At 66.8% G+C, this 25,726-nt stretch carries 22 protein-coding genes; 10 read left to right on the plus strand and 12 right to left on the minus strand.

The annotated features are described in order from the left end of the window. Nucleotides 1-22 precede the first annotated feature (22 nt). The 4 genes from VT03_RS32675 to VT03_RS11540 form a co-directional block, all read right to left on the minus strand. Entirely contained in the window at nt 23-1,207 is a 1,185-nt protein-coding gene (locus tag VT03_RS32675) for a deiodinase family protein (protein ID WP_082846137.1), read from the minus strand. Between the two features lie 375 nt (nt 1,208-1,582). Continuing rightward, nucleotides 1,583-1,993 (minus strand): hypothetical protein, encoded by a 411-nt coding sequence (locus VT03_RS11530; RefSeq protein ID WP_075093118.1) that lies wholly within the window; start codon nt 1,991-1,993, stop codon nt 1,583-1,585. A 470-nt stretch (nt 1,994-2,463) separates the two neighbouring features. Continuing rightward, entirely contained in the window at nt 2,464-3,714 is a 1,251-nt protein-coding gene (locus tag VT03_RS11535) for a hypothetical protein (RefSeq protein WP_075093119.1), read from the minus strand. Then, nucleotides 3,707-4,297, minus strand: coding sequence for a sigma-70 family RNA polymerase sigma factor (locus tag VT03_RS11540; RefSeq protein ID WP_082846138.1), 591 nt, complete (start codon nt 4,295-4,297; stop codon nt 3,707-3,709). Before VT03_RS11540 ends, VT03_RS11535 begins: the two co-directional genes overlap by 8 nt. 588 nt (nt 4,298-4,885) lie before the next feature. Between VT03_RS11540 and VT03_RS11545 the strand changes: the two genes are divergently transcribed. From VT03_RS11545 to VT03_RS11560, 4 genes are all read left to right on the plus strand, one after another. Continuing rightward, on the plus strand, nt 4,886-5,404 hold the full coding sequence (locus VT03_RS11545; protein WP_075093120.1) for an RNA polymerase sigma factor: 519 nt from the start codon (nt 4,886-4,888) through the stop codon (nt 5,402-5,404). After that, the gene (locus tag VT03_RS11550; protein WP_075093121.1) at nt 5,394-6,005 is read left to right on the plus strand and encodes a hypothetical protein; all 612 of its coding nucleotides are present in this window, start codon (nt 5,394-5,396) and stop codon (nt 6,003-6,005) included. Before VT03_RS11545 ends, VT03_RS11550 begins: the two co-directional genes overlap by 11 nt. Before the next feature lie 518 nt (nt 6,006-6,523). Beyond that, the gene (locus VT03_RS11555; protein ID WP_075097067.1) at nt 6,524-6,910 is read left to right on the plus strand and encodes a BlaI/MecI/CopY family transcriptional regulator; all 387 of its coding nucleotides are present in this window, start codon (nt 6,524-6,526) and stop codon (nt 6,908-6,910) included. 48 nt (nt 6,911-6,958) lie between these two features. Then, nucleotides 6,959-9,013, plus strand: coding sequence for a M56 family metallopeptidase (locus VT03_RS11560; protein ID WP_075093122.1), 2,055 nt, complete (start codon nt 6,959-6,961; stop codon nt 9,011-9,013). A 110-nt stretch (nt 9,014-9,123) separates the two neighbouring features. On the opposite strand, the gene VT03_RS11565 is transcribed toward VT03_RS11560, so the two are convergent. The 7 genes from VT03_RS11565 to VT03_RS11595 all read right to left on the minus strand — a co-directional run bounded on the left by VT03_RS11565 (nt 9,124) and on the right by VT03_RS11595 (nt 15,746). Next, on the minus strand, nt 9,124-10,221 hold the full coding sequence (locus tag VT03_RS11565; RefSeq protein ID WP_075093123.1) for an ABC transporter ATP-binding protein: 1,098 nt from the start codon (nt 10,219-10,221) through the stop codon (nt 9,124-9,126). Further along, nucleotides 10,218-10,880: a molybdate ABC transporter permease subunit gene (gene modB / locus VT03_RS11570; RefSeq protein ID WP_075093124.1), complete on the minus strand. Its 663-nt coding sequence runs from the start codon at nt 10,878-10,880 to the stop codon at nt 10,218-10,220. The genes VT03_RS11565 and modB overlap by 4 nt, the downstream gene beginning before the upstream one ends. 3 nt (nt 10,881-10,883) lie before the next feature. Continuing rightward, a complete protein-coding gene (gene modA, locus VT03_RS11575; protein WP_075093125.1) occupies nt 10,884-11,708 on the minus strand; it encodes a molybdate ABC transporter substrate-binding protein in 825 nt (274 codons plus the stop codon). After that, the gene (locus VT03_RS11580) at nt 11,705-12,745 is read right to left on the minus strand and encodes a substrate-binding domain-containing protein (protein WP_075093126.1); all 1,041 of its coding nucleotides are present in this window, start codon (nt 12,743-12,745) and stop codon (nt 11,705-11,707) included. Before VT03_RS11580 ends, modA begins: the two co-directional genes overlap by 4 nt. 470 nt (nt 12,746-13,215) lie before the next feature. Then, nucleotides 13,216-13,953 carry an SLOG family protein gene (locus VT03_RS35230; protein ID WP_082846140.1) on the minus strand — a complete coding sequence of 246 codons (738 nt, stop codon included), beginning with the start codon at nt 13,951-13,953 and terminating at the stop codon, nt 13,216-13,218. A gap of 173 nt (nt 13,954-14,126) precedes the next feature. Continuing rightward, complete coding sequence (locus VT03_RS11590) at nt 14,127-14,555, minus strand: carboxypeptidase-like regulatory domain-containing protein (protein ID WP_156514432.1); 429 nt, start codon at nt 14,553-14,555, stop codon at nt 14,127-14,129. Between the two features lie 234 nt (nt 14,556-14,789). Further along, complete coding sequence (locus tag VT03_RS11595) at nt 14,790-15,746, minus strand: DUF1559 domain-containing protein (protein WP_075093129.1); 957 nt, start codon at nt 15,744-15,746, stop codon at nt 14,790-14,792. A gap of 357 nt (nt 15,747-16,103) precedes the next feature. Between VT03_RS11595 and VT03_RS11600 the strand changes: the two genes are divergently transcribed. Both VT03_RS11600 and VT03_RS11605 read left to right on the plus strand, forming a co-directional pair. Next, on the plus strand, nt 16,104-16,763 hold the full coding sequence (locus VT03_RS11600) for a sigma-70 family RNA polymerase sigma factor (RefSeq protein ID WP_075093130.1): 660 nt from the start codon (nt 16,104-16,106) through the stop codon (nt 16,761-16,763). A gap of 8 nt (nt 16,764-16,771) precedes the next feature. Beyond that, on the plus strand, nt 16,772-18,571 hold the full coding sequence (locus VT03_RS11605) for a LamG-like jellyroll fold domain-containing protein (RefSeq protein ID WP_075093131.1): 1,800 nt from the start codon (nt 16,772-16,774) through the stop codon (nt 18,569-18,571). A gap of 49 nt (nt 18,572-18,620) precedes the next feature. Here VT03_RS11605 and rsmH read toward each other — a convergent pair whose 3' ends face one another. Further along, a complete protein-coding gene (gene rsmH, locus VT03_RS11610; RefSeq protein WP_075093132.1) occupies nt 18,621-19,682 on the minus strand; it encodes a 16S rRNA (cytosine(1402)-N(4))-methyltransferase RsmH in 1,062 nt (353 codons plus the stop codon). A gap of 318 nt (nt 19,683-20,000) precedes the next feature. Here rsmH and VT03_RS11615 point away from each other — a divergent pair, with 318 nt between their 5' ends. The 4 genes from VT03_RS11615 (at nt 20,001) to VT03_RS11630 (ending at nt 25,711) form a co-directional block, all read left to right on the plus strand. Continuing rightward, nucleotides 20,001-20,864 (plus strand): DUF1080 domain-containing protein, encoded by an 864-nt coding sequence (locus tag VT03_RS11615; RefSeq protein ID WP_197489305.1) that lies wholly within the window; start codon nt 20,001-20,003, stop codon nt 20,862-20,864. A 126-nt stretch (nt 20,865-20,990) separates the two neighbouring features. Then, on the plus strand, nt 20,991-21,305 hold the full coding sequence (locus VT03_RS11620) for an ArsR/SmtB family transcription factor (RefSeq protein ID WP_075093133.1): 315 nt from the start codon (nt 20,991-20,993) through the stop codon (nt 21,303-21,305). A 144-nt stretch (nt 21,306-21,449) separates the two neighbouring features. Then, nucleotides 21,450-22,604 carry a redoxin family protein gene (locus VT03_RS11625; RefSeq protein WP_075093134.1) on the plus strand — a complete coding sequence of 385 codons (1,155 nt, stop codon included), beginning with the start codon at nt 21,450-21,452 and terminating at the stop codon, nt 22,602-22,604. Nucleotides 22,605-23,452: 848 nt separating this feature from the next. Beyond that, nucleotides 23,453-25,711 (plus strand): ATP-binding protein, encoded by a 2,259-nt coding sequence (locus VT03_RS11630; protein ID WP_197489306.1) that lies wholly within the window; start codon nt 23,453-23,455, stop codon nt 25,709-25,711. The last annotated feature ends 15 nt before the right edge of the window (nt 25,712-25,726 follow it).

The following is a 25,726-nucleotide window of genomic DNA, read 5'->3' on the forward strand; positions in this document are numbered from 1 at the left end:
CTCAGCGGGTCTGGCCGACCTTTCAGTCCTTCGCGGCATCGGCGATCGTCAGGATCAGAGCCTGTTCGGCCTCACGCAGTTTGAACCCGAACGGACCGCGGGCGTTCTTGAAGGCGATCCGGCCATCGGTGTCGATGACGTACAGGCGGTTCGGCATGCCGCTGTAGGTCGCACCGACAACGTCGTCGGTGGTGTCGACGAGGAATGGGACGTCGAGGTCGAGGTGCTTCTGGCAGGTCGCGGCGATCTCGCGGCGCTCGGTGTTGTTCTGCGGCTGGCGGGGATCGATCCCGATCCGGCGGTTCGAATTCATCCACCAGCCATCCTGCGGGTGGGCTTCGCGGACGTAGACGAGGAAGATCTTCGCCTGGTCGCGGTAGCGGTTGTAGAACTTTTCGATGTTTCCCGCCTGAGTGCGGAACGGGCCGCAGGTGAAGTTGCCGAAGATCAGGACGACCGGCTTCTCGCCGATCTCCTTTGAGAGCGTCACCGTTTCGCCGGTCAGGGTCTGGAGCGTGAAGTCCGGGGCGGCGGCGTTGAGATCCGGCCCCGGCTGCTGCGAACCGATCTCCTGCCGCTGGAGGCCGAGGACGAGCGTGCTGGCGCTCGGCATGTCGGCCGGCGGGGCATCGTTCCGGGACGACGCCGGAGGCTGGAGCTGCTCACGGATTTCATCCAGTGAGATGAAGCCGTCCTTCTCCCCGCCGAGGCGGCGGAACAGTTCCTCGAACTCCTCGGCGGTCACCTTCCCGTTTCCATCCTGGTCCGATCGGCCGAAGACGAAGTTTGCCGGAGAGCGGGACATCGTGACCTCGCTCCAGTCGAAGTCTGAGTCCGTCAGGACGCCGTCGCCGTTCTTGTCGAGCCGCGCGAACGGGACTTCGCCGAGGGAGGTTTCCTCCCGGGCGATCTCGCCGTCGCTGTTCTTGTCGAACCGTTCCTTAAGCGTGGCCCACGGGTAGCGGGTATGCGCCTTCGAGAGGGCGAACCAGCCGTCGGTCGGGCCGAGCATCGCCCCTTTCAGGATGTCGTCGAGCATCCGGCGGGCTTCGGAGTTCCTCGGCAGGGACTTCTTGAGATCGGCAGCGGCGGCTTGCGCTTCGGGAGTCAGTTCCGGAACGGGAGGCGTGGGTTCGTCGGCGACCGCCAGGCTTGTGGCGAGGAGCGTCGAGAGAAGCGAAGCAGATCGAGCGACTCGGGCGGTCATCGGAACGCCTCCAACGTGAGAGATGAATCAAAGAGATGTTGCGGCAGCACAGTCGGTGGAAGCTCGTTCCACTGAGGTCGGTGCGGATGGCAGCGGGGAGACGGGAGTCAATCGGCTGACCGTCCACAGGGCTCTCGAACCCCGTCAGTAGCTTGCCGTGTAGTGAGTCTTGGTCCCGGCGGAATGTGGAGCGTGCCGCTGAGTCCCCGGCCGATTCCAAGAATCGCACTCGGGACCTGAGTTCATCGGCTCACACGCGCGCAGCGGCCTTCGTTTGCAGCAGGGGCACGGCGCACAGGCGCTCGAACGATCTCCGGTTCCGCGCAAATTTGGATGGCCGAATCGGCGGCCGGACGGCGCGAGGGAGTTCCGCTTCTAGTGCCGTGGCGGATGGAAGATTCCGTCGATCAGCGGCAGCGGCCGCAGCAGTGGCGAACCGTCCCTCACGAAGCCCAGGGACTCGCCGCCGTTGAGACTCGTGCCGCTGGCCAGGACGATGTCCTGAACCGGGATCGGTTCGATCGGACGCGGGGCGGGAGTGGGGGCCGGCGCCTCGGAGCATTGGGGGCCCGAACATTTCGGGGCGATCGGCACCTTGGGGGGCGCGGGCGTCGCCAGGAGGTCGAGGCCGAACTCCGGCTGGATCATCGCGGCGTGATCCCAGTTGTGCGGGAGGTTCCCGCAGCGGGCCCACGCCGACCCTGACAGCGAAACACCGATCGCGAGGGCCAGGAACCCGAGGAGGGTCTGCCGGAGCGACGGGCGCGGCTGAGAAAGGTGGAGCATCTCGATCCAGAAGGGACTTTCGAAGCCTACCCAGCCTTGGCCGGGCGTTGCAAGCGACGACGGTGATCGGGCGAACAAAGGTGGGCATTCGCCGTCATGGGGCTGATTCCGTTGTCTCGAACCGCGTCCTTGCCGGCACAGCTTCCACAGCTCAAACCCAACGTGCGACGGCAGCCGGGGTCAAGGGGGCCTCGCCCCCTTGCCGCCGGAGGCACTTTCCTGAGGAACCGTGGTATGCAACGGGCGACCGCTTTGTGGAACCGGCGTTGAGATGTCCTCGCACGCCTTGGAATCCCCGCGGGTTGGTGAGGGGGCATCCGACACGGCGTCCGCGCCTGGACACGCTCTCCTTCAGACACCTCCCGACGAGAAGGCCTCCGGCGGGCAAAGGGGCGTTGCCCCTCTGCACTCCCCACCAGGGTGCCCCTGGACCCGGTTGAATGGCGCCGTGCCAAGAGACAGGTTGGTGATCAACCGCCGGCGGGATTAGCAGGCTTCGGCTGCAATGGCGTCACCGACCGGAACGTTCCACCAAAACGCAACTCATCAAAGTCCGTCGAGTGGTTCGCATGGATCGCGATCCCGTCAAACCGGAAATCGGGGACCTGCAACTTCAACGAGGCATCCTCCGGCTGCGGTTCCCCGTCCAGCCTCGGATTGATCCAGACCGTCGCGTCCTCCGGACCGGGTCGGAACACGATCCGCGTCACCATGAACACCATCTCGCCCGACGGGAACACACTCGACCGCAGGTTCACCTCGTCCCCAGTCATCAGCCCCACCGCCGTCCAGTTCCCCAGCGGCGCCGCACCCAACTTCCCGATCCGGAATCCCGCCACCATCTTGTTGCCGATCACGAGGTACGAGTACCGGTTGTTCTCCGCCGTGCTGAGCGACGACTGCGCCAGCAGGCTGAACCACATCACCGACCCATCCCGCCCGAGCCCCTTCTCATCCTGCATCGACCGGGGGAACGCCCTGAGGTCGAACCGCCGCGTCGTGATCGACCGCGGCGTGTTCGCCGTCCGCATCTGATGGCCGGACGAGCGGAGAACGTTTCCATTGGAGTCCGAATACCCCAGCGGGCCGAACTTCCGCATGTCCTTCGACTCCCACGGCGTGTCCTGCCGCGCGTAGTCGACGACGATCGCCACCTTGGAGTTGGTCTCCTGCCACGGCTCTGCCCAGCCGCTCCCCCCGTTGAGGCCCTGCATCCCTCCGGAGGTCGGCCAGCGGAACTCCTCGTCACCGGTCGTCGGGAGCGGCGTCGCCGGATAGAAGAATCCCTCGTGCGCGAAGGAGTGCGCGGGTTGATCGGAAGGAACGCTGAAGAGCGCCGCCGCCCCGCGCCAGCCGGTGCTCCACCAGCCGGCGACGGCCACGAGCATCAGCGCGGCACTCCCCGCCACCCATCGCATTATCGCGCGGCGCCGGCGGCGCGGTGTTTCGAGTGCGTCGGTCAGAAGTCCGTTCAGCTCCCCCATGGCGACCGCCGGGGGCCGGTACACGCCGCTGAGGACCGAGACGTCCGAGCCCGCCGAGATCAGCCCCGCCTGGAGCCGCATCCGGAGATAGGAGTGGAGAAAGATCCGGAAGAACGCCTCGTCCGCGCGCTGCGGCTCGGTCCGGATCCATGCCGAGAGGGCGTCGGACTGTTCGTCGGTCAGCGGCTGACGGTCCAGGTGGGCGTCGATCAGCTCGAACGCTTCGTCGTCATCCATGGGATCCCTGGGCTTCGGTCAGGGAGGATCGGACACACGTGATGAGCGCCGACCGGATCCGCGACAGGGCGATCCGCACCGCGCCCGGCGTCATGCCGACCCGATCACTGATTTCCTGCGGACTCATGTCTTCGAAGTACCGCAGCTGCAGCAGCTCGCGGGACCGGCCGGTGACGGCGTTCAGGCATTTCTCCAGGGCCCACTTCTCTTCCGAGAGGGTCAGCTGGACGCGGTCGCATGCCTCAGCCAGGGCGTCGATCGAGTCCCCGATGAACTTGACCGGGCTCCGCTCGCGGGCGCGGTAGAAGTTGGCGATCTTGATCTTGGCGACCCACAGGGCCCACGGCAGGAACGGCCGCGAGGCGTCGTAATCGTCGAACCGCCGCGCCACTTCGGCGGCGACTTCCTGGAGGAGGTCCTCCGCGTCGGAGAACTGCGGCGTCGAGGCGATGAGGAACGCGGTGAGCGACGGTTGGGCTTTGGCCCAGTTCACCGCCAGCAGTTCGCGGGAGTCTTCCCGCGACAGGTCGCGGACGAGTCGCGGCTTCGCTTCCGGAGCGGAGTTGGGAGCGGGCGTCGTCATACGCAACGTTGGTGCCTCAAGGGGCCACGGCATCGGAGCCGACAGCTCGATAGTCGGGCCGCTTCGGGCGAACCGCGGTCGTTGCGACTTCGGTTCGCCGCGGCCTTCACCAAAGGGGCTGCCGGCACGGCGACCGCCGTGCAGATCACGCTTGCCGCCGCGGGCCGTCCGAGACCGACGTTCCGCGGGCATGGTTTGCGCGCTCTCAAACCTAGCCGCGAGCGATGAAGTTTCTGTGAATGGAAGATTTTCGATGTAACGCCGGGCCCCGGTCCGCGACATACAGCCGTCCCGCCCGCGAACCACTGAACGAAGCTCCTGCCGGGGGCCGATGCCCCGGCTTTCACGAAACCTCAGGGGTGCAGGGTGCGATGAGATTTCGAACGACGGCGCACATTTTTCCTTATTCGCTCCGACGGTCGCTGAGTCTTATCGCACCCTGCCGGCCCATGCTTTGATTCCCGAGGGCTTCTTAAGGTCTTCTTAGGGCGGGGGCGTGCTCCCGGCGGCGATCTGACCCGGACCGCGATCTTTCTGTAAGGAATCGGTTTCCGGCGTGTCTAATCCCGTGGATGGGATGGGACGCCGATGAATGATGCCGATCACGAACAGCTCTTTCGGTCCTGGCTCCGCGATTATCGCGGGATCGTTGCCAAGGTTGCGTCGTCGTTCACGTCGTCGGCCAGCGACCGCGACGATCTGGTTCAGGAGATCCTCCTTCGTGTCTGGGCGGCGATGCCGACCTATCGGGCGGAGGCCCGGCCCGGGACGTGGATCTATCGGATCGCGCTCAACCGCGCGCTGACGTGGCGGGATGATGAGTCGCGGAGCCGTTGTCGAAACGTGCCACTCCTCAATCCGGTGGACCCGCGTGAGGCGGGCGAGGGGCCGTCGGAACGGATCGAGCAACTCTACGCGGAGATCCGCCGACTCGATGAGATCGACCGGTCGCTGGTGCTGATGTCGCTCGATGGATGCTCCTATCGGGAGATGGCGGAGGTGATGGGGATGTCGGAGTCGCATGTCGGCGTGCGGCTGACGCGGGCTCGGAAGACGCTGACGGAACGGTTGGCTCCGTTGCGGGAGGAGGTGGGATATGGACGATGAATCGCTCGCCGAGCTCTGGGGATCTCAGCCGGTTCCGCCGATGGCCGACGAGGACGCGGTCGTCAAGTCGCTCCGTTCCGCGCATCGGGGGGAGGACCGGCGGATGTTGTGGCTCAACGTTCAGGAAGGGGTGCCTTCGCTGCTGCTGTTCTTCTTCTTTGGCGGGGCGGGGCTGTCGGTCCGGTCGGGGAAGTGGGCGTTCCTGGGGGCGGCGGTGTTGTGTCTGGGGGTCGGGGTGTTTCTGGTCGTCTCGACGCTGCTTCAGCGGCGGCGGGAGGCTCGGTTTGGGGACACGGTGCGGGAGCAGCTTCAGCGGTCGTTGTCGCAGGTGCGGCATCGGGAGTGGCTGTATCGAAACATTTTCGTGTGGTATCTCCTGCCGGCCGCGTCGGGGTGGGGGATGGTGGTGTACGTGACGATGTTCCGGGATGGGCCTTCGGTGTTTGCCGTGGTTTATGTGGCGCTGTCGCTGGCGTTTTTTGGCTGGGTGTATCGTCTCAATCGGCGGGTGGCGACGAGTCGTTACACGCCTCGTCGGCGGGAGTTGGAGGGGCTTCTGGCGACGCTGGATGCGGCGCCTCCGGACGGCCCGGTTCGTTGATGGGCCTCTTCGAACGATGTCCTTGCCGGCACGACGTCCATAGCTCAAACCCAACGTGCTACGGCAGCCTGGGGTCAAGGGGGTCTCACCCCCTTGCCGCCGGAGGCGCTTCCATGAGGAACCGTGGGACACAACGGATGTCCCCTTTGTCGTACCCGCGTTGAGGACTCCCTCAAACTACACCGCTTGCGATGCAATCCCCGCGGGTTGGTGAGGGGGCATACGACACGTTGTCCGCGGTTGGACACGCGCTCATTCAGACATCTCGCGACGGCCAGGCCTCCGGCGGGCAAAGGGCCAATAAAACAACACAGGCCCCTCTGCACTCCCCACCAGGGGCGAGCCCCTGGACCCCGGCTGGCGAATCTCGTTGGGTTGCGCGATGAATGTCGCGCGCTGCCCGAACAGGAATCGCGAGGTTCGAATTCTTCTTGACAACTTCGACAGCGGAATAGATATTTAGTCAGACAGACTGTCTGACACAGTTTGACAGCACACGCTTGAACGACATCGGAATCATGAAACTGGATCAGGTCACCGAAACCGAACTCTCCATCCTCCAGGTCCTCTGGAACGGACAGGAAGCGACAACCCGCGAGATCGCCGAAGCCCTCTACGAAGAAGTGACCGACCCCAAGGTCGCCTCCGTACAGAAGCTCATCGAACGCCTCGAGGCCAAAGGGTGCGTCGAACGCGACCGCAGCGAACGAGCCCATCGCTTCCGGCCGCTCGTGACGCGGGAAGCGTTCCTCCGCGACCGGCTCCAGGCGATGGCGGACCGGCTGTGCAGCGGTTCGCTCGCCCCCCTGATGTCGGCCCTTATCGACTCCCAGGATGTCCCGAAGGCGGACCGCCAGAAGCTGCGGTCCCTCGTCGAAAAGCTGTGGCCCGAATCCGGATCCTGAAGCCCGGGGTTCTCCGCGCCTCAATCCCTCGACCCAGGAGTTCCTTCCGTGGATCCCTTCCTGCAGATCATTGCGAGCAATGCCCTGATCGCCGCCGCGCTCGCCGTTCCGGCGGCGCTGGCGACCCGCGCCCGGGTCAACCCGGCAGTCGTCCACGTCCTCTGGCTGCTCGTCCTCGTGAAGCTCTTCACGCCGCCGGTCCTGCCGGTCCGCGTGCCCTGGCCCGCGGTCGCAGAACGCCCCGCGGCAACTGCCCCGCTTCCGCCGCGGACGCCCCTTGTGGAATCGAGTTCCGCGGCCCTCCCTGCTCCCGCCTGGTGGGAGCGGCTCTCCGACCTTCCCTGGCAGCGAGTGCTGCTGGCGGTGTGGGGCGTCGGAGGTGTGTTGATGGCAGTCCGGTACGCCGCACGGATCCATACGGTCCGGCGGTTCCTCCGGCAGGCCGGTCCGGCTCCCGACTTTCTCCGCGAGATGGCGCGTCGGCAAAGCGGTCTGCTGGGACTGACGACGGTTCCTGATGTGGTCACGCTTCCCTGCTACGTCACGCCGGCGGTCTGGTCGCTCGGAGGACCTCCGCGGGTCGTCTTTCCGTCGGAGCTCGTCCGCGGGATGGATCGCGACCGGCTCGAAACCCTGATGGCGCATGAACTCGCCCACATCTCCCGGAAGGACCATCTCGTCCGTCTCGTGGAGCTGGCGGCGACGACCGTCTTCTGGTGGCACCCCGTCGTCTGGTGGGGTCGGACGCAGCTTCGCGAGATGGAGGAGCAGGCGTGCGACGCCCTCGTCCTGCGGACGATTTCCCACGGCGCTCGCACCTACGCGCTGGCGCTGATCGAGACCCTCGAATTCCTGAGCTTGAATCCTCGGCCGCTGCCGATTGGTGCGACGGCGGCCAGTCCCACAGTGTCGTTGGAAAGGAGAATCGAAATGTTGAAGCACGGAGCGAGCCGCCGCGTCACCTGGATGGCGGCGCTGGCTGGAGCCGCGGTGTTCCTGCCGGCGATGACCGTCGCCCTGGCGGCGGAGTCGAAGCCGACTCTCGAGATCTCGTCCGAGAAGGACGCCGAGGGGCAGCCGAAGCTGAAGGTCGTCATCTCGCAACTCTCCCCCGAGGAGCTCAGCCCTCAGCGGTTGGCGGCCCTGATGGAGCTTCTGGAGCAGGATCCCAAGGAGGGGGAGAAGACGACGGCCAAGTCGGACGGCACGAGAAAGACCCGAACCGCGACCGCCACCCGCACGCCCGACGGGGTCGAGATTCACATCGTGAACCCGGACGCCAAGGGGCCGGAGGGGGTGATCAACTTCCACGACCCGAATCTCAAGATGTCGGGCGAAGGAGCCCTGTTCCTTCGCGATGGCATCACGCTGAACTTGAAGGACTTCCATGCCGGCGGCGATTCGATGGGTGTGGTCCGCGGGCTTGTCCTTCATTCGGAAGTCGAGAAAGGAAAGCGGGAGAAAGGAGTCGAGGAGGAGAAGGGGAAAGAGGGAGACCCGCCGAAGAAGCGGGTCCTGATTCTGAAAAAGCAGGATGGCGGGACGGTGCAGGTCGAAGCGGACGCGATCGAATTGAAGATCCTGATCGAGCAGGCCGAGGCGAACGCCAAGCTGGAGGCTCTCAAGGCGGAGAAGTTCAAGGCCGACGCGGCGCAGGTCCGCGAGAAGGCTCTCGAAACGATCAAGATGCGGCGGCTGGAGGAGGCCAGGAAAGGGGTACCGGCCAAGAAGCTGGCGCCGCCAGAGGAAGAGCGGAAGGGACTTCCAAAGTCTGAAGCGCCGGCCAAAAAGCTGGCGCCGCCGGAAGAGGAGCGAAAGACGTCTTCGAAGTCCGAAGCCTCCGCGGTTCTCCGCGAGAAGAAGCGGCGGGACACCGAGGCGGCGGTGAAGGAGTTGCATGCGACAGCTCAGAAGCTGACCGAGCGGGCGCTGCAGCTGACGGAGGCGATGGAGAAGATGGAAGCCCACGAAGACAAGGCCCATGACCGTCCGCTCGAGGAGCGACGCAGAGAAGCGGAGATCATCAAGAACCTGGACCTGATGCTGCACGACATCCAGGAACGGGCCAGGGAGATCGAAAAGGACGCCCGGCCGTCGATGTGAATCGCCGTGGATCAGTCTCTCCTCTGTGGACCTTGGGGCGGTCTCGGTTTCTTCTCTCGCTGGCGGAGAGAGGGAGCCGAGGAAAGCCGCGGGGAGCCACAGAGGAGAGTTCATTCCATTCGGTCGATCGGCCGGATCACGGCGGCCGGGACGTCGAAGCGGACGTTGTCGCCGACGGCCACACCGAGCTCCCGGACGCCCCCTTTGGTCAGCAGGGCGGAGAGTGTGACGGAGGACCGGATCTCGATCCGGGTCATCGGGCCGTCCGATGAGATTCGTTCGATGCGGCCGACATGCGCGTTCTCGGCGTCATCCCGCGTCGCGGTCTCCTTCCGGACCCGGACGTCTTCCGCGCGAAAACAGAGATGGACGCTTCGGCTCATCTCTTTTCCATCGGCCGCGGAGACGGTCCATCGGACACCGGCGGTGTCGACGGTCAACCGGCGGTCGCGGCGGTCGACGACTGTGCCGGGGAGGATCGTGTCCATCCCGACGATCCGGGCGACCTCCACGCTGGAGGGATCCTGAAACACCTCCGGGAGCGGACCGCGCTGGCGGATCGTTCCCTGGTCCATGACGGCGACGTCGTCGCCGAGGTTGGCTGCTTCGGTCGGATCGTGAGTGACGAGCAGAACGGGGACCTGGTGGCGGACGAGATACCGACGGAGTTCCCCCTGAAGCTCGTTTCGCAACGGGCCATCCAGCGCCGAGAGGGGCTCGTCGAGGAGCAAGAGCCGCGGACGGCGGATCAGCGTGCGGGCGAGGGCGATCCGCTGCTGCTGGCCTCCTGAGACCTGATGCGGGTAGCGGTCCCGCAGGTCGGTCAGATCGAACGACTTCAGCGCTTCCTCCAGGCGGGATTGCCGTTCCGGGGCCGGAAGGCGGGCGATGCCGAAGGCGACGTTCTCCGCCACGCTCAGATGGGGAAAAAGGGCATACTCCTGGAACATCAGGCCGATGTCGCGCTGCTGCGGCGGGAGCCAGATGCCTCGCTCGGTGTCGCACCAGGTTTCATCGCCGAACCGGATCGTGCCCGACTCGGGACGCTCGAGCCCCGCCAGGACGCGGAGGAGGGTCGACTTGCCCGCCCCGGAAGGGCCGAACAGGACCGTCACGTGGAAGGTGTCGATGGGGATCCGCAGGTCCGCTTCGACGACGGGCCCAGCCGGGAAGCGGCGGCGGAAGGTGGCTTCGAGCTGGCCCGTCACGCCGGCATCCTCCGCTGGCCGAGCTTCTGGGCGAGCGACAGCATCCCGATGGCGAAGACCAGGAGGAGCAGCGACGTCCGTCCGGCCGAGGCGTAGTCCAGGGCTTCGACGTCGTCGTAGATCGCGATCGAGAGGGTGCGGGTGACGCCGGGGATGTTGCCGCCGACCATCAGGACGACGCCGAACTCGCCGACCGTGTGGGCGAAGGTCAGGACGAGGCCGCCGAGGATGCCGGGCCACGAGAGGGGGAGGGCGACGCGCCAGAACGTCCGCCAGCCGGATTCACCGAGGCACCACGCGGCTTCGACGAGCCGGCGATTCAGCGACTGGAAGGCGGCCAGAAACGGCCGCACGGTGAACGGAAGGTTGCAGAGGAGCGACCCGACGAGGATCCCTGGGAAAGAGAACGCGAGCCGCTGTCCCGTGGCGGCCTCATAGGCGGATCCGACCGGGCTGTAGGGGCCGGTCGCTATCAGGACGTAGAAGCCGACGACCGTCGGCGGGAGGACCAGCGGCAGGGCGACGATCGCTTCGACGAAGAACTTGCCGCGCCACGGCGTCATGGCCAGCCAGTAAGCGAGCGGCAGCCCGACCGCCGCGAGGATCACGGTGGTCGCGGTTGCCAGTTGGAGCGTCAGCCAGATCGCGGTGAGGTCCAACGCTCACTCTCCCGGCGCGTGGAAGCCGAAGTGGGACAGGGCGGCCCGACCTCGTTCGCTGAGGAGATGGTCGCGGAGCCGCTCCGCCGCCGATCGGTCCGCGGCCCAGTTGAGAATGACGCCCCCCTGCCGGATCGGCTGGTAGGCCGAGGGGGGGAGGATCCAGTACCGCCCCTTTTCGCTCAGGGCGGGGGCCAGGGCGAGCGAAAGGGCGAGGACTCCGATGTCGGCTCCGCCGGATTCGACGAACTGCGCCGTCTGGGCGATGTTCTCCCCCAGGACGAGTTTGGGCTCGATCTCCGTGTACAGGTCCAGGGACTTGAGGGCCTGCTGGGCGGCCCGGCCGTAGGGGGCGTGCTCAGGGTTTGCGATTGCGACCTTCCGGACCGAGGGATCGAGGACCGCTTTGGCTCCCGCCTCTTCGAGATTGATCGGAGAGTCGTTCCGGACCCACAGGACAATCTGGCCGTCCGCGTAGTGGAACTCCGAACCCGCGGCGGCGTGTCCCTGCTCGATCAGCTTTTGCGGGTAGGCGATGTCGGCGGAGAGGAAGAGGTCGAAGGGGGCCTTGTTCGACAACTGGGCGAAGAACTTGCCCGAGGCGCCGTAGGTGACGGTCACCTTGGTCCCAGGGGAGGCCTTCTCGAAGTCCCGGACGAGTTCGTCGAACGCGAACTTCAGATCGGACGCGGCGGCGACGGAGACGGTCGACGTTCCTTTGGGACTGGCGTCCGTGGCTGGCGGTGCGGGTTTGGCCGGGGCTTCGGGGCGACAGCCGGCGAGGCTGACGAGGACCAGAAGCAAGAGACCGCTCAATCGGATGTTCATCCCTTGGACTCCCACAGCGAGCCGGTTTCCGAGGTGTCGTAGCCGGGCAGTTGATCGAGCAGGCGGCGGTAGGCGGGAGAGCGGACGACGCTCACGAGGGCCTTGATGCGGCGGTCGTCTGCCAGCCGGGCCGGATAGCAGAGGTCGTAGGCCTCCTGCTGGACCGGGAGGAAGTCGAGTCCCGCTTCGGCGCTGACGAGTTCGACGCAGACCCCCGCTTCGGCCCAGCCGCTGCGGATCGCTTCGGCGACGCCGCGGTGATCGCGGGCGGTCCGGCGGGGAGCGGGGCGGCCGTCGAAGATCCGGTCGAGGCATTGGCGGGCACCGGAGCCGGTCTCCCGTCCGACCCACTTCACTTTGGGCGCGACGGCGGCCTCGACGGAGCGGAGTTTTGCGGTGGGGGAGACGACGACTCCGTCCTGCCACGTAGCAATCCGGAGGAGGCGGAAGGGCTCGCGGAGGGTTTGGGTGGCGGCCTGGATGTTTGCCTCCGGGGCATCGGCGGTGGCCAGGTGCAGGCCGGCCATGTGGACGAGTCCGTCCCGCAGCAGTTCGAGGCCCTGCCGGCTGGAGCGGGGGATGGCGAGGAGTCGCAATCCGGTGACGGCGGCGAAGCGGCTGGCCAGGAGTCCGGCGGCGGGGTCGCAGCCGGCGACTGCGAGGGTCTCGACCTGGTCGGCCCCGGGAGTCTCCGGGTGGGGTAAGGGGGTCCACATCGGGATCGATGAGGCGGGGTAGCGGACGATGCGGTTGCCGACCGTGGCGGTCCAGGCGGGGCTGGTGGAGGCGGCGGGGGGCCAGGCCCAGACTTCGGTGGATGTGGCGGGGTCGACGGGGCTGAAGAGAGCCTCAACAGTGGTCTGGAGGGCGCGGGCGATGCCGAGGGCGGCTTCGACGGAGGGGACGAGGCGTTCCGCTTCGACGGCGGTGACGGCGGAGCGGGAGATGCCGGCGCGGCGGGCGAGTTCGTCCTGGGTCCAGCCGAGTTCGGATCGGCGTTTGCGGACGCGGTGCCCGGATTGATTGTAGGATGCCATGATTCTGCCCCCGGTTCGCAGGATCGTACCGGATGCTGTGAGGGGGAGGTATGTCGGGGGCGGGGGGTGCTTGTCGACGAAGGCGAAGGAAGGTCTTGTTCTTGCGGCTCGAACCATGTGCTCGCCGGCACGACGATGCTTCCTCAAACCCAATGTGCGACGGCAGCCTGGGGTCAAGGGGGCCACGCCCCCTTGCCGCCGGAGGCAGTCTGGTGAGGAACCGTCGTACACAACGGACGTCCCTTTGTGTCACCGGCGTTGAGGACTCCACGCTCGCTCTGGAATCCCCGCGGGTTGGTGTGGTGGCATACGGCACGGTGTCCGCGTTTGGACACACCCTGCTTCAGACATCTTCCGACGAGAGGGCCTCCGGCGGGCAAGGGGGTGTGACCCCCTTGCATCCCCCACCAGGGGTTGCCCCCTGGACCCCGATCGGGGCGCAATAGCCAGACCGCCATCCAACGAACGCATCAGCCGGTGACCGTCGTTCCATCCGTGCTGGGAGCCGGAGGAGGCGGATTGCGAGGCCAGCGGAAAACCAGAAGGTGACGCTCTGCGGCGAGGCGCGCAAAGTCCTCCGCCTCCGGGCTGCCGGTGAAGACCACAAGGAGACCCGGCTTGCGGTCGAGAATCGCCCGGTTGCGGACAGGACCGGCGGCCCAGCCGTGTTCGGTCCAGTCCGCGGGGATCGTCTCGACGGGGATGCCGCGGGCCGTGGCCCACTGGCGGCAGAGCGTGTCGGCCCCGGCGCGCCCCCCTCGATCAGGAGGTCGATGGAGACTTTGCGGTAGACGACGGTCAGGACAATGTGGACGGTCTGCGCGTCCCGAAAGTCCCGGCCTCCAGTCACGGCAACGATCATCGTCTCCGCGGTCTCCTGTCGTTTGTGGGACGGCTCCAAGCGACCGAAAGCTCTGGAGCCGCCGGAAGAGGGGCACCGTATCGGATGGGGCGGAGGTCGGGAAACCCTGTTTGGGGAGACGGGCGGGGATCGTGGGGCGGGGGGAATCTCCGGGGCGGTTTGGGCCGCCTTTGCGAGGGGGAGGGACCGTGGGGGCTGCTCCGGTGGGGCTGGTTCTCGGGCGAATGCGGGACGGCGCGCCCGGAGAACGGGTATCCAGTGCACATCCCGACGTGGTTCGCTCACGGGGGCCAGCAGGGCCCCTGGCGGAGTTGCGGGCGTCTGGCGTGGTTCCCGAGTGCGGCACCGATCAATCGGCCCACGCTTGTCCTGCCCGTGCGCGCCTCCCCAGTCATCGGCCCGCCGGAACTTGCTGTCGGCGCGGCGCCGAGAAAGCATCGGGAGCGCGAGCCACCGCCGCGGCTCGGCCGGAGCCTCGCCCTCCCGAGGAAGACGCTCAAGAGGGGATTTCGGGAACGGTCACTTCTTGGGACCGGCGGATGTCAGCTCCAGGTCGATCGTGTTGGCCCCCTCGGCGACGTCCCGCGTCAGCTCCGATTTGTCGTTGTACTGACGAGGGACCTTCTCTGTCGTGTGCATCGATCGACCGGTCTTGGGGTTGGCGACCTCCTGGCTCGTCGTGACCCGGACGACGTGCTTGCCGACTTTCGCTCCCTCCTCCTGGCCCACGTAGTTCAGCGCGTATCGGCCTTCCGCGTCGGTCCGGCCCACCGACGTCCTGCCGCCCCCTTCGGGGCTGAAAAAGATCGTCGCGTCGGCGAGCGGCTGACCGTCGAGCCGCACCTGACCGGAAACGACCCCGAGCGCGGGCTGATCGGCGGGACGGCCGCTGCAAGCGGGGAGCAGAAGCAGCAGGGTGGCGAAGACCGTCCGTCGCATCGCAAGCAAGTGTCGACTCCTTCGAAGTGAACGGGAGAGGCCGATGATGAGGTCTCCCTCAACCCACAGCGATCGATTCGTAGTCCCTGCGGGTTGGTGTGGGAGTATCCGGCACGTTGTCCGCGTTTGGACACATGCTCCTTCAGGCCGTTCTCGACGGCCAGGCCTCCGGCGGGCAAAGGGCCAAGAAGACAGCACAGGCCCCTTGCATCTCCCACCAGGGTGCCCCCTGGACCCGGTGATCTAAAACTCGCCGATGATTTTGCCGTCGTCGATCCCCATCAGGGCTTCCGTCAGGCTATCGCACTGGGCGGTGGCGATGTTGTGGTCCAGGTTCTCGCTCAGGAACCGGACCGCGCCGTCCCCCATCACGAAGTTGGCGCCGCCGACATGCATGCTGCTGTAGTTCCGCATGTAGTTCGACGGGCCGCTCGTGCTGGTGGCACTGTTGACCAGCACGTAGCCGCAGCCGAATGCCTGGATCATGCCGGTGTTGTTGGCGCTGACCGCTTCCGTGTTGCTCTGGATCCCGAAAGCGAGGGCCGCGTTGACCGGCGTGGCGCTGAGGACCCAGGCCCGCTCGCCAAGGGCGATCGTGTTGCTCGTCCCGTCGGTGACGTCGCGGATCGAGACGCAGTGGTTGGCGTGAAACATCCCGTTGGAGGCGGTGACGGAGCCGGTGCTGGAGAGCGGTCCCGGATCGAGACGGAGGGAGCGGGAGGCGTTGCTGGCGACGTAGTTCGAGAGCGTGGTCGGGACCGAGTTGATCAGGTGATAGGAGTTGAGCATCGGACCGGTATCCGATGGGCAGCGGTAAACGGCGAGCGGCTTCTGGAGCAGCTCACGCAGCCCCCCCGGCGTCGTGTCGGCGATCGCCTGCGTGAGTCGGAGGTCTCCGACTCGCAGCTTGTTGTACATCCCCGCCTGGTCGACGAACGGGAGCAGATACGAGCCCCAGGACCAGTTCCCCTGCGTGCTCCCGGTCTGCTGGATTACGACGCCGGGACAGAACGCCCCGTGGGTTTCGTGGTAGCTGTGGAGGGCCAGCCCAAATTGCTTGAGGTGATTGCGGCACTGCGTCTGGCGGGCCGCTTCGCGGGCCTGCTGGACGGCGGGAAGCAGGATCGCCACCAGCACCGCGATGATGGCGATGACGACCAATAGTTCGATCAGCGTGAAGCCTCGACGTCGAGCGCGCATCGACGGAACTCCCGGTGGGGACGGCGAATGGAGATGGAAGCGAACGATCCGGACGAAGGGACGGGACCGCGGCCTGGGGCCGGGGATCCCGCGGACCCGGACCGGCGCGTCGCAGAACGCGATCGCCGGCGGGCATAGAAGCTCTCCGCGGCTCGCCGGATTTCCCCTCAGAAAGTTTTCAGATTCCCGCGACCGCAAGGAGACCGGCGCCTCTGTTGCGTGGCGGAGACTTCCGTTAGCGCGCGAATCACGGCTCTGGTTTTGAGGAAGCATTTCGGGAACGGGAGGGGGGAATTCCGGCCGCGTGTGGAGATACCATTCGGATGAATCGCTTCTCTATCGTCGCGGTCATCGCTCATGGACCCGTCCCGCTCGCCCGAACACGCCACCGAAGAACCGTTGACCGATCCCGAAGGCTGCCGCGCGGCGGCGGAGCCCGCCGGCTCCGAGCCGCCGTCTCCCTCCTTTCCGGACGGCGACCCGCCGGGAGGCGCGTTCGCCGGCCTGATCGTAAAGCACGACCGGGCGCTCCTCCGTTACATCATGACCCTCATTCCTCGCCGCGACGACGCCGAAGAGATCCTGCAGAGGACGGCGGCGACGCTGTGGGAGCACTTTCCGCAGTATGACCGGACCCGGCCGTTCCTCCCGTGGGCGCTCCGGTTCGCCTACTTCGAGGTCCTGAATTTCCGCAAGGAGATGGCGCGGGACCGGCTCGTCTTCCGGGAGGATGTGCTGGCCCTGATCGCCGAGACCCGCGGGCAGCTCGAACCGGAACTGGATGCCCGCCGCGCCGCCCTGCGGAGCTGTCTCGATCGGCTCGCTCCCGCGGACCTGAGCCTGCTGCGCCGCCGCTACTGCGATTCCTCGTCGGTCGGGACCCTGGCCGAGGAGGCGGGGAAGACCGCGAAGGCGCTCTACCGCCGCCTGGACCGGATTCGGGAGCTCGTCTGGGAGTGCGTGACGCGCCGGATGGCCCATCAGGCACCCCGTCCGGAGGAAGGACTTTCGACATGAGTCGCGACATGAGCCGTTCCGACGATCCTCGAGGTCCTGCCGCGGGGCGGGCCGTTTTGAGACAACTGGCGGAGGGAACGCTCCCCCCCGCGGAGTTCGAGCGGCTGGAGTCCGCGCTGCGGGACGATGCCGCGGCCCGGGCGGAGTATGTCCGCTACATGGATCATGAGGCGGGGCTGTACGAGGAGATGTCGTTCCGCGGGGAGGATCTCCCCCGACCGGCGGGCGATCCGAACGAAGGGGCGGCCGAAGGGACCGCCCGGCGGCGACGGATGCGTTGGGGACAGGGACTGGTTGCACTCGGCGCGCTGGCGACCCTGATTGTGGCGGGGCTCTCCCGTCTTCCCGGACGGAACGAGCCGACGCGGTTCATGGAGGCCCGGCTCAAGGGGCTCGAGGATGCCGCCGTCGTCACGCACGCGTCCGGGATCGTCCAGTCCCCCGGCGACCGCCCGCTCGTCATGGGGACCCGCCTGAAGCCGGGGATCCTTGAGCTCCGCCAGGGGGAGGTCCAGATCGATTTCCTCTCCGGAGCCCGCGTGCTGCTGAAGGCCCCGGCCGAACTGCATCTGCTCTCCAGCACCGCGGCGACGCTCGTCAGCGGGTCCGTCGGGGCGCGGGTCGCGGACGGCGCTGAGAAGTTCGTCCTCGGGACGCCGGATGCCGCGATCGTCGACCTGGGGACGGAGTTCGCCGTGAACGTCGACCGGTCGGGAGACAGCCAGGTCCGGGTCTATGACGGCGAAGTCGAAGTCTCGCTCCTTGGCGAGGATGGAAGCACGGTCTTCAGCCAGCGGCTCAAGGAAATGGAGACGGTCAAGATCGACCGGTCGACCCGGTCGGTGCGGGCCGTCGATCTCCCGGACTCGATGTTCGTGACGGTCCGCGAAATCGATCGCAGCTCGCTGAACGTGACTCCGGCGTATGCCGCGTCGATCCGCGAGGCGAAGCCGTTCCTCTACTGGCGGTTCGAAGAGTCTCCGGTCGATGCGGCGACGGGGGAACGGCGGCTCCGCAACGAGGCGGGGGACGGCCCGGGGGGACGGATCGTCGTCGATCCCGCGGAGCCGGAGGCGATCCGGATCGAAGACGGAGCGGTGCGGTTCTCGGATGCCCGGAGGTCCCGCTACCTCGTGGCCGACGCGCCGCTGGAGAAAATCAACGAGGGGGCGTTCACGATCGAGCTGTGGTTGAAATCGGAGACCTTCCATTGGGGGTCGATCGCCAGCCTTGTGGTGCCGGGATTCCGGGGCGGGGGCGACAAGCACATGGCCCTGATCGAGCTCGCGCACGGGACGAAGATGGTCCACAAGCCGAGCGTGGTGCGGTTCCTGCACCGGCACCCCCCGGGGGGCCACAACTTCGGCTGGAACCTGTTCGGGCGGGACACCTGCATGCCGGGCGAATGGACTTACGTGGTCGTGGTCAAGGAGCCGGACGAGCTGCGGCTGTATGTGAACGGAGCCCTGGTCCGGAGCATCCGGGGGGCGGAGACGGCGGGGAACGACAGCGATCCGTATGTCTTCACGATGGGGCAGATGGGGTTCCATCCGACGATGCGGAAGTTCCAGGGGATGGTGGACGAGCTGGCAATCTATCGGCGGGCTCTCTCCCCGCAGGAGATCCGCGAGCACTACTGGACGATGATGGCGGGGAACGGCGCGAAGGCGGACGAGGGGCCGGTCGCGAGGAATGCCTCTGAAGGACGCGGGATCCTGCCGGCCCAAGCGGCGTCGGGTTCGGGAACGCCTCCCTCGGGACGACGCGGATCGGGCCTGACCTCGATGGCCTCCGCATCCCTCCGGTAGTGGCGGGAGCGGCGGCGGAAGGGAAACCGGGGCGGGGCATCCTGGCGTGTCATGTCGTGGCGGCGCGGATGGCGTACCGCAGCTTGGCCGGGTTGGAGCGGGGATTGGCGCGGCGCTCCTGCGGGGAGGGGCGGATCACGTCCGGCGCGATCGACGAGTAGAGGCCGCTCTGGAGCCCCTCCTTGAAGGCCTGTTTGACGCGGCGGTCTTCTCCGGAGTGGAAGGAGAGAATCGCCGCCCGGCCCCCCGGCTTGAGGCACTCGGGAAGCCGCTTGAGGAACGTGTCGAGGGTCTTGAACTCTTCGTTCACGGCGATCCGCAGGGCCTGGAAAACCCGCCGGACCGTCGATTCCGGTTCGTCGTCCTCGCCGCGGGGGAGGCGGGCGGCGGCCGTGAAGACGATGTCGGCGAGCGCTCTCGTGGTCGTCAGCGGCGTCCGGCGGTGAGCCTGCAGGATGGCGGAGGCGACCGGAACCGCGAGCGGTTCGTCGGCGTTGTCGGCGAGGAGCCGGGCGAGGCGGTCCGGGGTCAGGGTGGAGAGGAGCTGCGCCGCGGAGGAGCCTTTCGACGGGTTCATCCGCATGTCGAGCGGGCCGTCCGCCTTGAAGGTGAAGCCTCGCGCCGGGTCGTCGATCTGCATCGACGAGAGCCCGAGGTCCGCCAGCAGGAGGTCCGCCCTCTCCGGGGCCGCTTCGGCAATGAACTGCGCCGCGCCGGCATAGTTCATCCGCCGCACGACGAGGGCTTCCGGCGGGAACCCGAGTTCTCGAAGCCGGGCTTCCGTCTTGGGGAGCTCGATCGGATCGGCGTCGATTCCGAGGAGCCGTCCTCCGGGCGAGACGGCAGCCAGGAGGGCGCGGGCATGGCCGCCGTAGCCGAGCGTGCAGTCGACCGCGACCTCGCCGGGCTGGGGGGCGAGGACTTCGAGGATCTCCTCGACGAGGATTGGACGGTGGGTGCCGGCGGGGGTTTTGCCCGATTCGAGGACCTTGGCGACTTCGTCGCCGTACTGGTCGGGATGGAGCTCCTTGTACTTTTCGCCGAAGGCCCTGGGGTGCGTGCCGCGGTAGCGGGGACGGCGCGGGGGGCGGGGAGGTTCGGACTCGGACATGCTGGTGCGTGACGGGATGGGGGATGGCGGAGGGGGTCGAGGGGAGGCGGAGGTCCATCATAGGGGGAGGGGATTCCCGCACTCTATAGATCGGGACGGTATGGATCGTCCGGGCATGGATCGGGACGGCCGCGACGCGGATCGACGCGCGAGATCTCGCCGCGGCTCGCGGGGGCGGGCAGCGCGGTCTCCGCGCGAGACCGGATCCGCTACGATTGAGGCTCCTGTCCGGATCGCCTAAACATTCAAGTGGAAGTTTGACAATCAGCGCTCGACCGAAACGATCCGACTCGGCCTCGTGTTTTGAAAGCGACTGCATTGAATCGACGAATTCGACTCCTTCTCGTCTCCTGCTGTGTCCTGTTTTCGGGGAGCCGCGGATCCGCGGCCCGGGCGGATGCGGCCCCCGGTGTCGCGCCGACTTCGACCGTTCGGCTCGTGAACGGCAAGGACCTCGGCCTGTGGTACACCTGGCTCACCGATGACCGGTACGAGGATCCGCGGGGGGTGTTCACGATCCTGCCCGATGGCATCCTGCGGATCTCCGGCGACGGGTTCGGCGGGCTGATCACGAAGCAGGAGTACCGCGACTACCACCTGGTCATGGAGTACCGGTGGGGGACGGCGACCTGGCGGACGCGGAAGGACAAGGCCCGGGATGGGGGCCTGCTGCTGCACTGCCAGGGGCCCGATGGGAACTTCGGCGGCTCGGCGGCCCAGCCGGGGCCGTGGATGACTTCGGTGGAGTGTCAGATCATCGAGGGGGGCGTGGGGGACATACTCGTCCTGCAGGGGAAGGACGCCGAAGGGAAGACGATGGAGGCGGCCGCCACCAGCCGCGTGACGCGCGACCGTGACGGCGAGCCGGCCTGGGCCGCGGATGGCAAGGCGGAGCGGTTCACGAAGGGGCGGATCAACTGGTTCGGCCGCGATCCGGACTGGAAGGACGCGCTCGGCTACCGCGGGAAGTCCGATCCCGACAGCCCGGGACAGGAGTGGACCACGCTCGAGTGCTTCTGCCGCGGCGACACGCTTGTCTATCGCGTGAACGGCGTGGTCGTAAACCGCGCGTCGGAGGTCCTGCCCCGGCAGGGAAAGATTCTGCTGCAGACCGAAGGGGCGGAGATGTTCGTCCGCAAGCTCGAACTTCGGCCGTTGCCGGCGCCGGACCAGATCCCCTGAAACGGGAACGCGGGGACGGATCGGGGGGATCGTCTCCGGCAGATTGTTAAATGGACGTTTGAGTGTTTTCGGCGGAGCCCCCACAATGGCCGTCACTCCGACACGCGTTGCGAAGGGATCCGCCGGATGTCCGTGGAACGGTTCGACGAAGCCGCGTACTCGCGAATGATGCGGGCCCTGGCGGCCCCCGCCCGGTTCAAGATTCTGGACCTGCTGCGGCATGGCGAGCTGTCGGCGGGGGAGATCGGGAACCGGATCGAGCAGGGGAGTTCGGCGGTCTCCTTTCACTTGCGGACGCTTCTGACGGCGGGGATTGTGCGGCGGACGGAGCGGGGGCGGACGCATCTTTACGGCTTGGCCCCCGCCGTGTTTCGCCCCGGGGATCGTCGGACGCGCCCCGATCGGATCGATCTGGGATACTGCCGGCTGGAGTTCCCCTGATCGACGGATGAGGGAAAGCGAGAGGGGGAGAGGGAGGAGAGAGCGGTTCGGGGTCGGAACCTGGAGTCCGCCGCCGGCCGACGTTCTGTGACTGTGGACTTCCACTGCGGCCTTCCATTGCGGACTTCCTGCGGAGACCAACCCATGCGCTCGGTGTCTGTTCTCGCGATCCTGTGGGCCCTGGCGGGTCTGGTTCCTTCGGCCTCGGTGGTGGCGGTCGTTCGGGCCGCGGACCCGGCGGGATTCCGGACGCTGCAGATCGGCGATCCGGCGCCCGACTTCTCGCTCCCCGCCGTAGACGGCAAGACGTATGCCCTGGGAGACTTTGCCGATCGCCGGTTGCTGCTGGTGATCTTTACCTGCAATCACTGTCCGACCGCCCAGGCCTATGAGGAGCGGCTCGCCGCGCTGCATGCCGACTACCGGGACAAGGGGGTGGCGGTGGTGGCGATCTCGCCGAACGACGATCGGGCGGTGCGGCTGGACGAGCTGGGGTACACCGACGTCGGGGACTCGTTCGCGGACATGAAGCTGCGGGCGGAGGAGCGGGGGTTTGCGTTCCCCTATCTGTATGACGGAGAGACGCAGAAGGTTTCGCTGGCCTACGGGGCGGTGGCGACGCCGCACGTGTTTCTGTTCGATCAGGATCGGAAGCTGCGGTACAGCGGCCGGATTGATGACGGGGAGGTGAAGCCGCCGACGAGTCATGATGCGCGGAATGCTCTCGATGCTCTACTGGCGGGGAAGCCGGTTCCGGTGGAGCGGACGCGGACGTTCGGGTGTTCGACGAAGTGGTCGGACAAGCGGAAGGACGCGGTGGCTTACCTCGAGAAGGCGGACCAGGAGCCGGTCGAGCTGCAGGCGATCGACGAGGCGGGGCTGAAGGCGCTGGTTCGGAACGAGACGGACAAGTTGCTGCTCATCAATGTGTGGGCGAGCTGGTGCGGTCCGTGCGTGACGGAGTTGCCGGAGTTCGTGACCATGAACCGGATGTATCGTCGGCGGGACTTTCAGATGGTGACGATCAGCATGGACGAGCTGGACCAGCGGGAGGATGCGCTGAAGGTCCTGAAGGAGAAGCGGGTGGCGGTGACGAACTACATTGCCGATGTGGGGGACCGGGACCGATTGGCGGAGGCGATTGACGGGGAGTGGTCGGGTCCTGTGCCGTACACGATTCTGGTGGCTCCCGGGGGGAAGGTTTTGTATCGGGAGTCGAATGCGGTGGACTCGTTGAAGTTGCGGCGGCGGATTGTGGATTTTCTGGGTCGGACGTACGCGAAGCGGGCCAGCAAGTAGAGGGGGCTGTCGAATAGAGGGGCGCGCGCCCGGCGGACGGGTGTACTTTGTGCAGCTCGATGTCGTTCGCTCACCGGGTCCAGGGGCACCCTGGTGGGGGATGCAAGGGGGCCTGTGTTGTCTTCTTGGCCCCTTGCCCGCCGGAGGCCTGGTCGTCGAGAGTTGTCTGAAGGAGGGCGTCCCCGAGCGCGGCTCGGTGCGAGATGCCCCCCTCACCTCTGCGCGGCCTGCGGGTTCGTGTTTTGAGCAGAGGGCTCCTCGGTGGCGCGTCGCTGCGGCGTAGGACTGGGCTTGCATCTCTGTGGCGGCGTTCGCGAAGGGGGCAAAGGAATCGCTCTGATTGTCAGGTTTCCCGAGCGGCGGAACCTGATGAGGCTGTTGCGCCCGCCCGTCCATCGGCGCGCCAGCCGATCTCCTCTACTCGGTGATATCTGTGCCTCTGTGTTTCCTTCTTCCGGAAGAGTTTTGAAACACAGAGAAACGGACGACACAGAGAACAGGGAGGGGGAGAGGGGGCCGAGACCGCCGTCCCTGTTCTGCGTCGAGGATTCATCGTCCGCAGGTGCCACTGACGCGGCTCGGCCGGAGCCTCGCCCTCCCGATAGGGAATGCGGTTCCCTTGTACGGAGGACGGCGCTGGCCGCACGATCCTCCCAGGCGGGTACCGGATTCGCTTGCGACCAACCGCGTTTGCCAAGCCGGCAGAAAGGTGCCCCTTAGGGCGATGGAATAGCAAAAGTTATTCCCCCGCAAGAGGTTGCGGATTCTTCCGCAGGAGAGCGTCCGTGCGGGTGGAAGTGGCCGGCCTGACTCGTATGATCGAGAATCTTCGGGAGTCAGGAGTCACCGTGCCCATCCGTCCTGTCGATTCGACGATCGATCTTTCGAACTGTGACCGCGAGCCGATTCGCCTGGCCGGAAGCATCCAGCCCCACGGGGTGCTGTTTGTGCTCCGCCGCGGCGACCTGAAGGTGCTGCAGGTCAGCCGGAACGCCGAGGCGGTGCTGGACCGCGGGGCGGATGAGATCCTCGGCCGCACTCTGGATGAGATCCTGGGGCCTGACCGCGTCGCGCCTCTCCGCCCGGCCCTGCTGGCGGCGCCGCACCGGGCCCGCCCCACGTTCCTGTCGACCCTCGAGGGACTCGGCCGCTCCGAGCACAGCTTTCACGCCATCGCCCACGAGTCGGACGGCGGCATCGTCCTGGAACTGGAACTGGCCGACGGGGAGTTCCGGACGCAGGGATCTCCTTCGACGATCCATGCCCGTACCGACACCTTCACGCTCCGCGCGGAGGAGGTGGCGACGGCGCCCGAGCTCGCCGGGCTCCTCTGCGAGGAGGTGCGGCGGCTCACCGGCTTTGACCGCGTCCTCGTCTATCGCTTCGACGAGGGATGGAACGGGACCGTCGTTGGCGAGGATGGGAACGGGCGGCTTCCGTCCTACCTGCATCACCGCTTTCCGGCGTCGGACATCCCGGCGCAGGCCCGCGAACTCTACCGCATCAATCGGATCCGGCTGATCCCGGACGCGCAGTACGAGCCGGTCCCGATCGTCCCCGCGGTGAACCCCGAGACGGGGGAGCCGCTCGACATGAGTTTCTCGACGCTGCGGAGCGTCTCGCCGATCCACGTTCAGTACATGCGGAACATGGAGACCGCCAGCTCGATGTCGGTCTCGATCCTCAAGGGGGGGAAGCTGTGGGGGCTGATCTCGTCGCACCACCATGCCGCGAAGGGAGTCTCTTTCCCGGACCGGATCACCTGCGACATCCTCTCCCGCGCCTTCTCGCTGCGGCTCTCGGCGATCGAACAGACCGAGCAGGGAGAGCGGAAGGTCCAGGTCCAGTCGACCTATTCCAAGCTCCTGGGGGTGATGTCGGAACGGGGGGACTTTGCGTCGGCGCTGCGGGAGTTTTCGGACGACTTCCTGAGGCTCGTCGACGCCCCCGGGGCCGCGATCGTGACGGCGGACGGGTGTGAGCTCGTCGGTCGGACGCCGGCCGTGGAGATGGTCCGCCGGCTGGCCGCCTGGGCCGCCGACCACGTGGACGAGGAGGTCTACGCGACCGACTCGCTCTCTCAGGTCTGGCCGGAGGGACGGTCCTGTATCGACACCGCCAGCGGCCTCCTGGCGATCCGGATTTCGAGCCGTCATCCGAGCTTCGTCTTCTGGTTCCGGCCTGAGGTGATCCAGACGGTCCAGTGGGGGGGCAACCCGGCGAAGCCGGTGACGGCGGTGGATGGCGAGACGATTCTCCACCCGCGGCGGTCCTTCGAGACCTGGAAGGAGACCGTCAGCCTCCGGGCGACACCCTGGAACCCGAGCGAGATCGAAGGGGCCCGGCAGCTCCGCGATGCGATCGTGGGGACGGTCCTCCGCCGGGCCGAGGAACTCGCGGATCTCAACACGGAGCTGACCCGCAGCAACAAGGAGCTGGAGGCGTTCTCGTACTCGGTCAGCCACGACCTGCGGGCCCCGCTGCGGCATATCGTGGGATACGCCGAAATGCTCCGCGAGAGCGCGGCGGGGCGGCTCTCCGCGACCGAGGACCGCTGGGTAAACAACATTATCGAGTCGAGCGAGTACGCCGGTCAGCTCGTGGACAAGCTGCTCGGCTACTCGCGGCTGGGACGCGCCGAGCTGCAGGTCTCCTCGATTCCGATGGAGACGCTCGTCCGGGAGGTCCAGGCGGGGCTGGCCCGTGAGTCCGAAGGACGTGAGATTGTCTGGACCATCGGTGAGCTGCCGACCGTCCAGGCTGATCTGATGATGCTCAGGATGGCCGTCCGCGACCTGCTGGCCAACGCCGTGAAATACACCCGCCAGCAGCCGCATCCGCATATTGAAATTGCTTGCCGGGACGAGACTTCCGAGCACGTCTTTTTTGTGAGGGACAATGGCATAGGATTTGATATGGCGTACGTCGACAAGCTGTTCGGCGTCTTCCAGCGGTTGCACAAGTGGGAAGACTACGAAGGGACCGGTATCGGTCTGGCGAATGTCCGGCGCGTGATCGAGCGGCACGGAGGACGGACGTGGGCGGAAGGCCAGGAAGGCCGCGGCGCGACGTTTTACTTTACCCTTCCCAGGCAGGACCTTCCCTGAAGGCCAACCCGTTCG

The sequence above is a fragment of the Planctomyces sp. SH-PL14 genome, assembly GCF_001610835.1.
In the GTDB taxonomy this organism is placed as follows: Bacteria; Planctomycetota; Planctomycetia; order Planctomycetales; family Planctomycetaceae; genus Planctomyces_A.